General features: G+C 72.4%; 13 protein-coding genes. 10 read left to right on the forward strand and 3 right to left on the reverse strand.

Going from position 1 to position 12,867, the window contains the following annotated elements; translation table 11 throughout:
- Positions 1-3: 3 nt before the first annotated feature.
- Entirely contained in the window at positions 4-888 is an 885-nt protein-coding gene (locus ACFY2L_RS02445) for an alpha/beta fold hydrolase (RefSeq protein ID WP_390821280.1), read from the reverse strand.
- Positions 889-960: 72 nt separating this feature from the next.
- Here ACFY2L_RS02445 and ACFY2L_RS02450 point away from each other — a divergent pair, with 72 nt between their 5' ends.
- From ACFY2L_RS02450 to ACFY2L_RS02480, 7 genes are all read left to right on the forward strand, one after another.
- Positions 961-1,410, forward strand: a complete 450-nt coding sequence (locus ACFY2L_RS02450; protein ID WP_390655723.1) for a MarR family winged helix-turn-helix transcriptional regulator — start codon at positions 961-963, stop codon at positions 1,408-1,410.
- Between the two features lie 310 nt (positions 1,411-1,720).
- Positions 1,721-2,752, forward strand: a complete 1,032-nt coding sequence (glnII, locus tag ACFY2L_RS02455; RefSeq protein ID WP_390655722.1) for a glutamine synthetase — start codon at positions 1,721-1,723, stop codon at positions 2,750-2,752.
- Between the two features lie 389 nt (positions 2,753-3,141).
- Entirely contained in the window at positions 3,142-3,699 is a 558-nt protein-coding gene (locus tag ACFY2L_RS02460) for a winged helix-turn-helix domain-containing protein (protein WP_390655721.1), read from the forward strand.
- 60 nt (positions 3,700-3,759) lie between these two features.
- Positions 3,760-4,785, forward strand: a complete 1,026-nt coding sequence (locus ACFY2L_RS02465) for an NAD-dependent epimerase/dehydratase family protein (protein WP_390821281.1) — start codon at positions 3,760-3,762, stop codon at positions 4,783-4,785.
- Positions 4,786-4,837: 52 nt separating this feature from the next.
- On the forward strand, positions 4,838-6,124 hold the full coding sequence (locus tag ACFY2L_RS02470) for a sensor histidine kinase (RefSeq protein ID WP_390821282.1): 1,287 nt from the start codon (positions 4,838-4,840) through the stop codon (positions 6,122-6,124).
- Complete coding sequence (locus ACFY2L_RS02475) at positions 6,109-6,765, forward strand: LuxR C-terminal-related transcriptional regulator (RefSeq protein WP_390655718.1); 657 nt, start codon at positions 6,109-6,111, stop codon at positions 6,763-6,765. Before ACFY2L_RS02470 ends, ACFY2L_RS02475 begins: the two co-directional genes overlap by 16 nt.
- 171 nt (positions 6,766-6,936) lie before the next feature.
- Positions 6,937-8,499 carry a DUF1996 domain-containing protein gene (locus tag ACFY2L_RS02480; RefSeq protein WP_390821283.1) on the forward strand — a complete coding sequence of 521 codons (1,563 nt, stop codon included), beginning with the start codon at positions 6,937-6,939 and terminating at the stop codon, positions 8,497-8,499.
- A 99-nt stretch (positions 8,500-8,598) separates the two neighbouring features.
- Here ACFY2L_RS02480 and ACFY2L_RS02485 read toward each other — a convergent pair whose 3' ends face one another.
- Positions 8,599-9,048, reverse strand: coding sequence for a hypothetical protein (locus ACFY2L_RS02485; protein WP_390655716.1), 450 nt, complete (start codon positions 9,046-9,048; stop codon positions 8,599-8,601).
- A 123-nt stretch (positions 9,049-9,171) separates the two neighbouring features.
- Between ACFY2L_RS02485 and ACFY2L_RS02490 the strand changes: the two genes are divergently transcribed.
- The 3 genes from ACFY2L_RS02490 to ACFY2L_RS02500 all read left to right on the forward strand — a co-directional run bounded on the left by ACFY2L_RS02490 (position 9,172) and on the right by ACFY2L_RS02500 (position 12,437).
- On the forward strand, positions 9,172-9,651 hold the full coding sequence (locus ACFY2L_RS02490; protein ID WP_390821284.1) for a tetratricopeptide repeat protein: 480 nt from the start codon (positions 9,172-9,174) through the stop codon (positions 9,649-9,651).
- A 54-nt stretch (positions 9,652-9,705) separates the two neighbouring features.
- On the forward strand, positions 9,706-11,634 hold the full coding sequence (locus tag ACFY2L_RS02495) for a hypothetical protein (protein WP_390821285.1): 1,929 nt from the start codon (positions 9,706-9,708) through the stop codon (positions 11,632-11,634).
- Positions 11,635-11,747: 113 nt separating this feature from the next.
- Positions 11,748-12,437: a TetR/AcrR family transcriptional regulator gene (locus ACFY2L_RS02500; RefSeq protein ID WP_390655713.1), complete on the forward strand. Its 690-nt coding sequence runs from the start codon at positions 11,748-11,750 to the stop codon at positions 12,435-12,437.
- A gap of 40 nt (positions 12,438-12,477) precedes the next feature.
- Here the strand turns inward: ACFY2L_RS02500 and ACFY2L_RS02505 are convergent, their stop codons facing one another.
- Positions 12,478-12,843, reverse strand: coding sequence for a 5-carboxymethyl-2-hydroxymuconate Delta-isomerase (locus tag ACFY2L_RS02505; protein ID WP_390821286.1), 366 nt, complete (start codon positions 12,841-12,843; stop codon positions 12,478-12,480).
- Positions 12,844-12,867 lie beyond the last annotated feature (24 nt).

A 12,867-nucleotide genomic window follows, 5' to 3' on the forward strand; every position in this document is an offset into this window, starting at 1 on the left:
GACTCAGCCGCCCAGGAACGAGATGAGGCGGCGGCCCAGGTCCGCGGGCGCGGCCTGGGGAAGCGCGTGATGGGAGACGTCCGGCAGGACGACCGTCTCCACACCGTCCCCCAGCAGTCGCTCCGCCCTGGCCGTCACCGTGTACGTGTCACGGGTCCCCCCGCTCGGGCGAAGCCGGGCGCGGGGATGGGTCCTGCTGTTCGCGGCCACGAGCAGCAGGACCCGCACCCGCAGTGACCGCAGCGCGTCCGGTGCCGGACGCGGGCCGGTCACCGGCCGTCCGGCGGGGAAGCCCGCGGCGGTCTCCTGGAGCCGGAGCCAGTCGGGGTCCATGACCGCTCCCCCGGTCTCCCATTCCAGGAAGGCCCGCACCCGGCGCGGGGTGGGCCGCAGCAGCATCGGCAGCGCGCGGAGCAGATACGCCGTCTCGAACCCGCCGAAACACCGGGTCGGGTCGAGGAGGAACAGGCGGCGTACACGCTCCGGCGCGCGCAGGGCGTAGTGCAGGGCGGTCCAGGCGCCGTAGGAGTGCCCGCCCACATCCGCCCGCCCGACGCCCAGGCCCGTCAGCACCGCGTCCAGCCAGTCCCCCAGCGCGGCGACGTCGCGCACCCCGCGCACCCGGGTGCGCCCCGCCGCCCCGGGCAGGTCGACGGCGTACACCCGCCGGACCCGGGCCAGATCGGCCGCCTGCGCGAACCATGACGCCGAGGTCGCCCCGCCGCCCCCGGGCAGGAGCAGCAGCGCGGGCGCGTCACGCGGCCCGCAGACGTTGACGTGCGTCGGGCCGAACGGAGTGGGGACGGTGACCGCCTCCCGGTCCGCCGGCCACTTGGCCATGACCTTGTCGTAGGCGGCCTGGAATGCGTCGTCGTCGTACGTGCCCATGAGACCTCCCCTATTATCTCGCTGAGCAAGATACATGGCGAGCGAGATGAACACGACGGAAAGGACAGGCGCATGGCGACCGAGGACCCGGAGCTGCGGACCGTCCACCTCCTGCGCGCGGTGGCCGTGGAACTCGGCCTGCACAGCGCCCGGTTCGCGAACCGCAACGGTATGCACCCGACGGACGTACGGGCCCTGATCGCGCTCATGGACGCGCGACGGGCGGCCGAGGAGATGACGGCGGGGCGGCTCGGGGCCGCGCTCGGGCTGAACTCGGCGGGGACGACCGCCCTCGTGGACCGGCTGGAGCGGGCCGGCCACGTCCGGCGGGTGCGGAGCGCGACGGACCGGCGCAGGGTCGTCGTGGAGGTGGACGAGCGGGCGGTCGAGCTCGGCCGGTCCTTCTTCGGCCCGCTCATCGGCCAGGTGGTGGACCTGCTGCGCGGCTACGACGAGCGCGAGCGCGCCGCGATCCACGGCTTCCTGGAGGGGGTGCGCGAGGCGGCGGCCGAGGCCGGCTGACGGCGGCGCGCCCCCGCTTCCCCGCCTGCCCTACCCCCTTGCACGCCCCGCACTCCCATCGCATACGAGCGCGCGGGGGGACACGGGCCGCCGTCGTGTCTGCTCCCGCGAACGGTGACTCGGGACCCGGCGCATGCCCTCACAAGGTGAGCCGCAGCACAGAACCACCAGGTAACACGGGGTTCACATTCGAGCAATGATCGGGAAATCGCCTGTTGACAAGCTTCCGGGCAAACACCCGCGGCGCCCCAGTGCCGCAGCGCCGCAGCACCCGCAAGTGCGTCAGACACACCCCCGAAGGAAGTGGCCCGTGACCTTCAAGGCTGAGTACATCTGGATCGACGGCACCCAGCCGACCGCCAAGCTCCGCTCCAAGACCAAGATCATCGCGGGTGAGCCCGCCGGTCTGGACGCGCTGCCGATCTGGGGCTTCGACGGGTCCTCCACGAACCAGGCCGAGGGCCACGCCTCGGACCGCGTCCTCAAGCCGGTCTTCACCTGCCCCGACCCGATCCGCGGCGGCGACGACATCCTCGTCCTGTGCGAGGTCCTGAACATCGACATGACGCCGCACGAGTCCAACACCCGTGCCGCGCTCACCGAGGTCGCCACCAAGTTCGCGTCCCAGGAGCCGATCTTCGGCATCGAGCAGGAGTACACCTTCTTCCAGGACGGCTACCCGCTCGGCTTCCCCAAGGGCGGCTTCCCGGCCCCCCAGGGCGGCTACTACTGCGGTGTCGGCGCCGACGAGATCTTCGGCCGTGAGGTCGTCGAGGCCCACCTCGACAACTGCCTGGCCGCCGGCCTCGGCATCTCCGGCATCAACGCCGAGGTCATGCCCGGCCAGTGGGAGTTCCAGGTCGGCCCGCTCGCCCCGCTCGAGGTCGCGGACCAGCTGTGGGTCGCCCGCTGGCTGCTCTACCGCACCGCCGAGGACTTCGGCATCTCCGCCACCCTGGACCCGAAGCCGGTCAAGGGCGACTGGAACGGCGCCGGCGCGCACACCAACTTCTCCACCAAGGCGATGCGCGAGGGCTACGACGCCATCATCACCGCCTGCGAGTCGCTCGGTGAGGGCTCCAAGCCGCTCGACCACGTCAAGAACTACGGCGCCGGCATCGACGACCGCCTGACCGGTCTGCACGAGACCGCCCCGTGGAACGAGTACTCCTACGGTGTCTCCAACCGCGGCGCCTCGGTCCGTATCCCCTGGCAGGTCGAGAAGGACGGCAAGGGCTACATCGAGGACCGCCGTCCGAACGCCAACGTCGACCCGTACCTGGTGACCCGCCTGATCGTGGACACCTGCTGCTCCGCGCTGGAGAAGGCCGGCCAGGTCTGATCCGCGCCGCGGCTCTCGTGAAGGGGCGCCCCGCCGGTCCGGCGGGGCGCCCCTCGCGCATGCCGTGCGCGTGCCGCCGGCGACCGCGCGGGTGCCCGTCGGACGTCGACTTCAGGCCGAGGAAGCGTCCAAGCAGTGAGAGACGGCTCCTGTGACGGGCAGGTGTCTGCTTCAATATGCTCATGGCCAGCTTCCAGAAGCACACCGCGACGGGTCGCCATGACCTCGAGCCCTTCTGGCCTTCCCGTCAGCACCACGACTTCGACCGGGTGTGTTGCCGCGCGACGAACGCGCCGGCCCTCTAAAGCCGTACACCCCGGCCTTCGGCCGCCGCGAGACGACGTACGTCCCTTCCGACGACACTCCTCGCGCGAAAGAGCTGACCTCTCATGGCGACCACTCGTTCTCTCTCCACCGCCGCTCTCCCCGACCCCGTCCAGAACGGCTCCCGGCACCGGCTGCGGGCCGTCCAGCCGGACGACGTGGTGGACGTGACGGATCTCCTGCCACCCGGCGCCACCTGGCTGCCGGCACCCCAGCACAGCCTGCCCACCCTGCCCGGCCGGCCGGAGATGGTCGGCTACCTGGTGCTGATCCCGGCGGACCAGCGACAGCCGTTCCGGCCGGTCCCGGCGCCGGACACCGGCTCGGCCGACCCGCTCGTGCGCATCGACCCCGTGCAGCGCACCGCCGAGGTGGACGGGCGGGAACTCGACCTCACCTACCTGGAGTTCGAGCTGCTCGCGCATCTCGTGGCGCATCCGAACCGGGTGCACACGCGCGACCAGCTCGTCACCACGGTCTGGGGCTACGGCCATGTCGGCGACGGCCGCACGGTCGACGTCCACGTCGCGCGGCTGCGCCGCAAGCTGGGCGCGGAACACCGCCGGACCATCCAGACGGTGCGCCGGGTCGGCTACAAGTACACCCCGCCGACCGGCCGCTGACCCTCTGCCCTCGGCAGAGCACGGTTCCGTCCCGCGCCCCGGCCGGGCACAGTCACCGGTATGAGACTTCTGGTGCTGGGTGGTACGGAGTTCGTGGGACGGGCCGTCGTCGAGGCGGCCCTCGGACGCGGCTGGGACGTGACGGTCCTGAACCGGGGGCGGCACGCCCCCGCCCCGGGGGTGACGGCCCTGACCGGCGACCGCACCGCGCCAGGCGGACTGGACGCCCTCGACGCGCACGCCGGGGACTGGGACGCCGTCGTCGACACCTGGTCGGCGGCGCCCCGCCCGGTGCACGAGGCAGCGCGGCTGCTGCGGGGCCGCGCCCGCCGGTACGTGTACGTGTCGAGCTGCTCGGTGTACGCCTGGGCCCCGCCCGCCGGGTACGGGGAGGACGCTCCCGTGGTCGAGGGCGCCGCGCCCGACGCCGACCGGACCGACTACGCCCGCGACAAGCGGGGCGGCGAGCTGGCCGCGGTGGACGCCTTCGGCACCGAGGACTCGGTCCTCGTACGGGCCGGGCTGATCCTCGGCCCGTACGAGAACGTGGGCCGGCTGCCCTGGTGGCTGGGCCGGATCGCGCGCGGCGGCCCGGTCCTCGCCCCCGGTCCGCGCGGCCTTCCCCTCCAGTACGTCGACGCCCGCGACCTCGCCGCGTGGATCCTCGGGGCGGCCGAGCAGGAGCTGAGCGGGCCGTTCAACCTGATGAGCCCTCAAGGACACGCCACCATGGGCGAGTTGCTGGACGCGTGCGTCCGGGTCACCGGTTCGGACGCCGAACTGCGCTGGACCGGGCCGGAGGTCGTGCTCGGCGCCGGCATCGAGCCGTGGACCCAGCTGCCGGTGTGGGTGCCGCCGGGGACCGACATGCACGACGCCCTGCACGCGGCGGACGTCTCACGGGCGGTGGCCACGGGGCTGTCCTGCCGTCCGGCCGGGGAGACCGTCGCCGACACCTGGAACTGGCTGCGGTCGATCGGCGGAACGGCGCCGCACCGCCCGGACCGGACGGTCAAGGGTCTCGATCCGCGGGTGGAGGCCGAGGTGCTCGCGGGCACCGGGGGTGTATCTGACACCACCCCCTGAGACGGGGTTCCGGGCCAGTGCCCGCGCGGTGCCGCTCGGCCAGACTGACGTCATGAACACCAAAACGAAGAGGCGCGACGGCGGTTCGAGGGCACGGGAGACGGTGCTCGCCGCCGTGCGGGGGCTCGTGCTGGCCGTCGCGGTCTGGCCCTGGACGGTGGCGTGCTACGTCCTGGCCCTCCTCTCCCTCGCGCTGATTCCGCTCGGCATCGGTGTCCTCACCACGCCGTGGATCCTGACCTGGGTGCGGGCCCTCGCGGACAACCGCCGCGAGCTGGCCCGGAGATGGTGCGGGACGAGCATCCCGTCGGCGTACCGGCCGCGCCCCGGGACCGCCAACCCGTGGAAGCGCACCTACGCGCTGCTCCAGGACCCGGCGACCTGGCGGGACCTGCGGTGGCTCCAGGTGGACATGGTGGCGGGGCTGGTGACCGCGCTGCTCCCCGTCGTCCTCGTCCTCTACCCGCTGGAAGGGTTCGCCCTGGCGGCGGGGCTGTGGCGGACCATGACGGCCGGGCCCTACGGCGAGTACGGACCGTACTGGTACGGCTTCGTGCCGGTGAGCGACCAGACGACCGCGTTCGCCGCCGCCGCGCTGGCCGTGCTTCTCCTGGTCGTCGCCGACCGGTACGCCGTGAGCGCGCTGCGGCTCCACTTCCGGCTCACCGGGGCCCTGCTCGCCCCCAGTCAGGCCGAACTGGCCGAGCGTGTCAGGGTGCTGACCGAGACCCGGCGGGACGCCGTGGACACCTCCGCGGCCGAACTGCGGCGCATCGAGCGGGATCTGCACGACGGCGCGCAGGCCCGGCTGGTGGCGATGGGCATGGACCTCGGCACGGTCGAGGTGCTCGTCGACAAGGACCCCGAGAAGGCCAAGCAACTGCTCGCGCAGGCCCGGCAGTCGTCCGCCGAGGCGCTGGCCGAGCTGCGCGACCTGGTGCGCGGGATCCATCCGCCGGTGCTGGCCGAGCGCGGACTGGGCGATGCGGTAAAGGCGTTGGCACTGCGGCTGCCGATCGCGACCGAGGTGGCCGTGGACCTTCCCGGACGGGCCGAGGCGCCGGTCGAGTCGGCCGCGTACTTCGCCGTCAGCGAGGTGCTCACCAACGCGGTCAAGCACTCCGGCGCCGAGCGCGTCTGGGTCGACCTGCACCACACGGACGGGCATCTGCGGATCTGCGTCACCGACAACGGCCGCGGCGGCGCCGTGACCGGGGCCGGCTCGGGCCTGGCCGGGGTGGAGCGGCGACTGGGTACATTCGACGGCGTCCTGGCCGTCAGCTCCCCGGCGGGCGGTCCCACCATGGTGACCATGGAGATTCCTTGCGCGTTGTCCTAGCCGAAGATCTGTTCCTGCTGCGGGACGGGCTGGTGCGGCTGCTGGAGGCCTACGACTTCGAGATCGCCGCCGCCGTGGAGAGCGGGCCCGAGCTGGAGCGGGCCCTCGCCGAACTGGAGCCGGACGTCGCCGTCGTCGACGTCCGGCTTCCGCCCACGCACACCGACGAGGGCCTGCAGTGCGCGCTCGCGGCCCGCCGCAGGAAGCCGGGCCTGCCGGTGCTGGTCCTCTCCCAGCACGTGGAACAGCTGTACGCGCGCGAGCTGCTCGCCGACGGCACCGGCGGGGTCGGGTATCTGCTGAAGGACCGGGTGTTCGACGCGGAGCAGTTCGTGGACGCCGTACGGCGGGTCGCGGCGGGCGGTACGGCGATGGACCCCCAGGTGATCCAGCAGCTCCTCGCCCGCCGCTCGGGCGACGGGCAGGGCCCGACGGACCGGCTCACCCCCCGCGAACGGGAGGTTCTGGAGCTGATGGCGCAGGGCCGCTCGAACGCGGCGATCGCCGGCAGGCTGGTCGTCACCGAGCGCGCCGTCGCCAAGCACACCGCGAACATCTTCGTGAAGCTGGGTTTGGAGGTCTCGGACGACGACAACCGCAGGGTACTGGCGGTGCTGGCCTATCTGGACCGCGACCGGTAGCTCGCCAACTACCGTGAAGTGTGGGGTCGTTGGGGCCGTTTTGTCGTACGGACCTCTCATCAATTTCTGAGAACGCTGAACACCCCTGGGACGGCGCGCGTAAGAGAGGGGGCAGCTTCACTCCTGTCGGGCGCCTCGATGCTGCCCCGCCAAGGAAGTCAGAGGAGTTCCATGGGACGCAACATACGTAAACGCCGTTCGTCGATGGCCACGAAGGCCGTGGCAGCATCGGCGGCCCTAGCGCTCGGTGGGGGCGGGCTGATCTGGGCGAACTTCTATGCTTCGGCTCACGAGTCGAGCAGCTCGGGCCAGAACACGACCAAGGCCGCCACCGCGGCCGCGCAGGTCGCCACCATCTCCTGCCCGGACGTGGGGCAGAAGCTGACGAACGTGCCGGCGAAGGCCAAGCAGGGCGTCGCCACCGAACTGGCGAACCTCGACAAGCAGATCACCGAGGCCTACGCCCGCCTCGCCTCGTCGCGTCAGGCGCAGGCGAACGACGCCGGGTTCGTGCAGAACGCGATCGTCGGCCCTCTCAAGGAGAAGCGGGCTGCCACGATCGACCGGATCCGGATCAACATCCAGCGGGTCGGCGGCCAGTTCGACAGTTCGCTGAGCCAGCTCGCGGCCTGCACCACGCAGACGGCGAACACCAACGCCGGCCAGGCGGGTGGCGGCCAGCAGCAGAACGGTGGCCAGCAGCAGCAGAACGGCGGCCAGCAGCAGAACGGTGGCCAGCAGCAGAACGGCGGCCAGCAGAACGGCGGCCAGCAGCAGGCGGGCGCCAACGGCCAGGGCGGCAACGGCCCGACCGCGGCGGACTTCGTGGACATCACCAAGGTCCAGGCCAACGCACAGCTCGGTGTCGGCGCCAACGGTCTGAAGGCGAACGGCAATTCGGGCTCGCGCGGCAGCTTCACCACCAAGTGCGGCACCAACGGCAACGACAACCACAACACGGACAACGTGATCGTGGCCCCCGGTGTCAGCAACGGTGCCCATCACCTGCACGACTACGTCGGCAACCAGAGCAACGACGCGTTCGCGAACGACCAGAAGCTGGCGGCCGCCCAGACGAGCTGCCAGAACCAGGGCGACAAGTCCTCTTACTTCTGGCCGGTGCTGCGTGTCCAGGACGGCTCGCAGGACTTCGACCAGAACAAGGACGGCGGCGGCAAGGAAGGCAACGTCGGCAAGATCCTTCAGCCGGTCCAGGCCCAGCTGAAGTTCGTCGGCAACAAGAGGGGCAAGGTCGTCGCCATGCCGACGGCCCTGCGCATCATCACCGGTGACGCCAAGGCCTTCGTCAACGGCAACGGCAACGCCAACGTGAACTGGAGCTGCACCGGCTTCGAGAACAAGGTGCAGCTGGAGACCCAGTACCCGATCTGCCCGCAGGGCAGCCAGGTCGTCCGCACGACCAACTTCCAGAGCTGCTGGGACGGCAAGAACATCGACAGCGCCAACCACCGCACGCACGTGGCGTTCGTCCAGGCCGACGGCACCTGCGCCAACGGCTTCAAGGCGATCCCGCAGCTCCAGGTCCGGCTGGTCTACAACGTTCCGCAGCCGGTCATCCAGAACGGTGTCGTGAAGAACGCCTACGCGGTCGACACCTTCCCGGAGAACCTGCACAAGCCGATCACCGACCACAACGACTTCATCAACTTCTTCTCCGCGAACACGATGAACAAGATGGTCAACTGCATCAACACCGGCAAGCGGTGCCAGTGACCCGCTGAGGTCCACTGAGACCGGCTGAGGCCGACTGAAAGGCCGGCGGTGAGGATTCCTCACCGCCGGCCTTCCGTGTCGCCCGTGGACCGTCCGGGTTCAGTGACCGGAGTGCGTCGCGCTGCCGGACGCCTCGTGCGACGCGTGCGCGGAGTGGTCGGTGCCCTCCTCGATGTCGCCGCCGAGCGTCTTGCGCAGCGCCGTCACGGTGCTGGTCTCCTCGCCCACGGCCACCCACTTGCGGCCGACCAGGTAGTGACCGCCGTAGTCCTTGGCCCCGTTGATCCACTCGCGCTGCCCGCGGTCGGTGGCGAAGGTCAACAGGAGGAACCTGCCCGCGGCGGTCTTGCAGATGGCCTGGCGCAGTTCGTCGGCGTCCGTCTGCATGTCCGGCGTGCAGTCCACCTCGGCGGCCAGGTGTTCCAGGCTGCCGGTCGCCGCCGTCGGCACGGACACCTCGGCCTTCCCGGAGCCCGAGGAGCCGCACCCCGCCAGCACCAGCGCCGCCGCGGCGGCCGCCGCCGCGAAGATCGGTCGGGTCACCTTCATCTGTCCTCCCTGCAAGAGCCTCGTCCTGGATACGGCTCCCGCGTGCGGTCCGCTCAAAATACCGGCGCGAGCCGGACCGCGACGTGCGAGAGTGAGCCGGTGAACCGGAACTGGGAAGACCGCGTGACCGCCGTCTGGGCCACTCTGGACGAGTACCCCGAGGAACGGGCGGGCGAGTTCCGCGCCGTGATCGACGCGCTCGTCGACGAACTGCCCGAGGGCAGTCCGCTCGGCCTCTTCGAGCAGGCGTGCGCCTGGGACTCGACCGGGCACTCCGACAAGGCCGTCCCGCTGTACCGGGAGGCACTCGCCCGCGGACTGAGCGAGCTGAGCCGCCACAAGGGCCGGCGCGCCAGGATCCAGCTCGCCAGTTCCCTGCGCAACACCGGCCTGGCCGAGGAGGGCGTCGAGCTCCTCACCCCCGAACTGGACGCCCCGTCCGACGAGTTGGACGACGCCGTCCGGGCCACCCTCGCCCTGTGCCTGTCCAGCCTGGGCCGCGACCGCGAGGGCCTGTCCCTGGTCCTCGGCGCCCTCGCCCCCCATCTCCCCCGCTACCAGCGGTCGATGGCGAACTACGCGCGGGCACTCGTGGAGCCGTAGACCGCCCCGGCCGGACGGCGGTGACCATCCACCGCCCCGCTCGTTCTGCTGGACGTGCAGTCACAGGATGTCGCCCCGCGCCCCGCACCCGGTTCCGTCACCGACCGGGTCGTCGACGTCGAGCAGGCCGAGGCCGCGCTCGTCGAGCACTACCCGCGTCTCGTCCGGCTCGCCTACCTGGTGCTGCCGCCGGGCCCCGGCCGGGGCCGCCGGGTCCTGACCGCCCACGCCCTCGTCCAGCGCGCCCTGCCCCGCGGCCGCGCCGCGGCCCCCGTGATCCCGGCGCAGGCCCAGGCCGGCGCCCGCGACGGCGACCCCGGGTACGCGTACGTCCGCCTCCAGGTGGTGCGTACGGCGCTGGAGGCGGGCGCACCGCTCGGGCTCCGGGCGTGGCCCAGGCGCGCCCAGCTCCCGCCGCTGCTCCCCCAGGTCCTGGGCCTCAGGCTGTTCCCGCGCTCCGGCGGCGCCGACGAACTCGCGCTGGACCAGCGCCTGTCCGCCCTCTCCGGCCCGGCCCGTGCCGTCTACGTCCTGCGCGGTCTGGAGAAGCTGCCGGACGGCGACGTGCGCAAGGTGCTCGGCGAGGCCGGTGTCGAGGACATCGACGGCGCGCTGCGCGAGGCCGACCGGGTTCCCGCCCAGTTCGCGCTCCTCGACTCCCCCGAGTTCGACCCCTGCTCGCTCCAGGCCCGGCCCACCGATCTCATGCGCCGCCGCCGGCACACCAGGGCCGCGCTCGCCGCCGCCGCCGCGCTCGCGGTGTGCGGCGCCCTGGTGGCCCTGCCCGGCGACGGCTGGGGACCGGACGGTGCCGCCGCCCCCCTGTACGCGCGCAACCCGGCCGCCGAGGCCGCCCTCGACCCGGGCCGGCTGCTGCGGGTCTCCCCCGTCGCCTGGAAGACGTCCGCGCGCACCGACTTCTCCGTCTGGCCGGCCCGCGGCGCGCTCGTCCGCGACACCGCGCTGCTGCGCCGCGCCCTCGCCGTCTGGGCCCGCCCGGGCGGGACGGTCCGGGTCTCCGCGACCCCCGACACCCCCTCCGGCGGCCCCTTCGGGCCGCCCCAGCTCCTGTACGCGGGCGACGTCGGCACCGCCCGCGTGGTGATCCTGTACGACGGTCTGCGCATCGCCCGTTACGCCGAGCCCAAGGACGGCACGGCCGGGGCGGCCCTCGACTTCGCGCGGGTCGACGGCGCGGCCGGTGCCGAGGCCGCCGCGATCGTCCTGGACCGGGCCGACGGCAACGTCCGCTGGCTGACGGCGCCCTGGGTGACGAGGGCGGGCGAGCGGGACCTGTCCAAGCCCGGCGCCGGGGTGATGGACCTGACGCTCACCGACGGCATCACCTCGCCGCTGGCCAGCCCCGCCACCCGGTCCGGCACCTGCACCGGCTGGAACGTCCTCCAGATCACGGACGCCTCGGGCACCCACCTCCTCACCGACCTGGGCGAACTCGTCCCCGCCCGGCTCACCTCGGGCCGGCCCGGCGCGCCGGCGGAGGCGACGGGCGCGGAGGCGCTCCGCACCTGGGCGCCGTACGCCTGCTCGCTGGCGGACGTGCGCGGGCAGGGCGTACGGACGGTCAACGCGTGGTCGTACGCGCGCCAGCCGCTGCCCGACGGGAGCGGCTCGGCGGAATGGGTGTGCACCCGGGCGGAGACCTGGCGGGGCGACGGGACCCGGGTCCTCGCCCAGTTCCGCACGCCGGGCGGGCTCTCCGGGGCGGCCGTCGCCAAGGCCGGGGACGTGCCCGGGTGCGGGCCGCGCGATCCGCATGTGCTCGCCGGGGTGCTGTGGAAGTCGGAGGGCGGCAACTGGTACCTCCTCGCGGCCGGCGACCAGCGGGCGCGGTCCGTGCGGGCGACCGGCGGGGTGAGCGGGTCGGCGCAGGGCAACCTGCTCACCCTGCGCGCGGAGAAGGGCGCGAAGGCGGATCTGAAGGGCACACTGGCCGACGGGCGTTCGATCAACGGCCTCAACTGATCGGCACCGGTCCCCGCTCCCGGGGTGCGAAGTGATCGGCTGGTGCTCGTCAGGTGAACGCGCGCGGCCGAACCCGTCCGTTCGAGGCTGGATCCGATCGGTAAGGTGTGCCCATGACTACCGGGGTTCGTCGAAGAATGGGAGTCGAGGAGCGTCGGCAGCAGTTGATCGGCGTCGCCCTCGAACTGTTCGCCCAGCGCTCGCCCGACGAGGTCTCCATCGACGAGATAGCGGCCGCCGCCGGCATCTCGCGTCCGCTCGTCTACCACTACTTCCCCGGCAAACTCAGCCTGTACGAGGCTGCGTTGAAGCGGGCCTCGGAGGATCTCGCCGGCCGCTTCATCGAACCCGCCGAGGGCCCGCTCGGGTCGCGGCTGCTGCGGGTGATGCGCCGCTACTTCGACTTCGTCGACGAGCACGGCCCCGGCTTCTCGGCCCTCATGCGCGGTGGCCCGGCGGTCGGCTCCTCGACCACCAACGCCCTGATCGACTCGGTACGCCAGGCCGCCTACGAGCAGATCCTCTCCCACCTGGAGATCACCGACCCGCCCGCCCGCCTGGAACTGGTGATCCGTTCCTGGATCTCGCTCGCCGAGTCGACCGCGCTGATCTGGCTGGACGGACGGCGCATCCCGCGCGCGGAGCTGGAGGTGCAGCTCGTGCACGACTTCGCCGCGCTCACCGCCGTCAGCGCGGCCTTCGACGACGAGATGCGGGCCGTACTGCGCCCCGTCCTGAGCGGCGAGCCGGCCGACGGCCCCTTCGGCGACCTGGCGACCCGGTTGATCGCCCTGGCGTCCTAGGTCGTGTCCGCCCGGCGGATCATGCCGGCGACGCGGGCGCTCAGCCCTCGAACTTGCGGTACGACGGGTCCAGGTCACGGATCTCGGCGGAGGCGTGCAGCACGAAGTCCCTTTCCGCCGGCACGTGCTCGCGCAGCAGCTCCAGGACCGCCTCGGTCAGCCGCGCCTTGGTCTCGTCGGTGCGGCCGGCGAGCAGCCCGACGGTGACGTGGACGACCGCGTGCCGCGCCTCCCGCGGGTCCTCGTACCCGAACGCGGTCGCGTCGGCCTTGCGGAACAGGGTCTTGCAGGCCTCCGGCTTGGCGGCCGCGATCTCCACCACCGACGAGTGCAGGGCCGCCGCGAAGGCGGCCGGGTCGAAGTCGTGGGCCATCGTGGCCGAGTAGTCGACGGTGATGTTCGGCATGAGCACTCCTCTTCCAGGGCGTCC

It is taken from the genome of Streptomyces sp. NPDC001381, from assembly GCF_042895685.1.
GTDB lineage: Bacteria > Actinomycetota > Actinomycetes > Streptomycetales > Streptomycetaceae > Streptomyces.

Coding starts and splice junctions, on each gene's coding strand:
- ACFY2L_RS02465 (WP_390821281.1), top strand. CDS start 3,760: ATGAGACTTCTGGTGCTGGGTGGTACGGAGTTCGTGGGACGGGCCGTC.
- ACFY2L_RS02505 (WP_390821286.1), bottom strand. CDS start 12,843: ATGCCGAACATCACCGTCGACTACTCGGCCACGATGGCCCACGACTTC.
- ACFY2L_RS02450 (WP_390655723.1), top strand. CDS start 961: ATGGCGACCGAGGACCCGGAGCTGCGGACCGTCCACCTCCTGCGCGCG.
- ACFY2L_RS02445 (WP_390821280.1), bottom strand. CDS start 888: ATGGGCACGTACGACGACGACGCATTCCAGGCCGCCTACGACAAGGTC.
- ACFY2L_RS02470 (WP_390821282.1), top strand. CDS start 4,838: ATGAACACCAAAACGAAGAGGCGCGACGGCGGTTCGAGGGCACGGGAG.
- ACFY2L_RS02480 (WP_390821283.1), top strand. CDS start 6,937: ATGGGACGCAACATACGTAAACGCCGTTCGTCGATGGCCACGAAGGCC.
- ACFY2L_RS02485 (WP_390655716.1), bottom strand. CDS start 9,048: ATGAAGGTGACCCGACCGATCTTCGCGGCGGCGGCCGCCGCGGCGGCG.
- ACFY2L_RS02460 (WP_390655721.1), top strand. CDS start 3,142: ATGGCGACCACTCGTTCTCTCTCCACCGCCGCTCTCCCCGACCCCGTC.
- ACFY2L_RS02500 (WP_390655713.1), top strand. CDS start 11,748: ATGACTACCGGGGTTCGTCGAAGAATGGGAGTCGAGGAGCGTCGGCAG.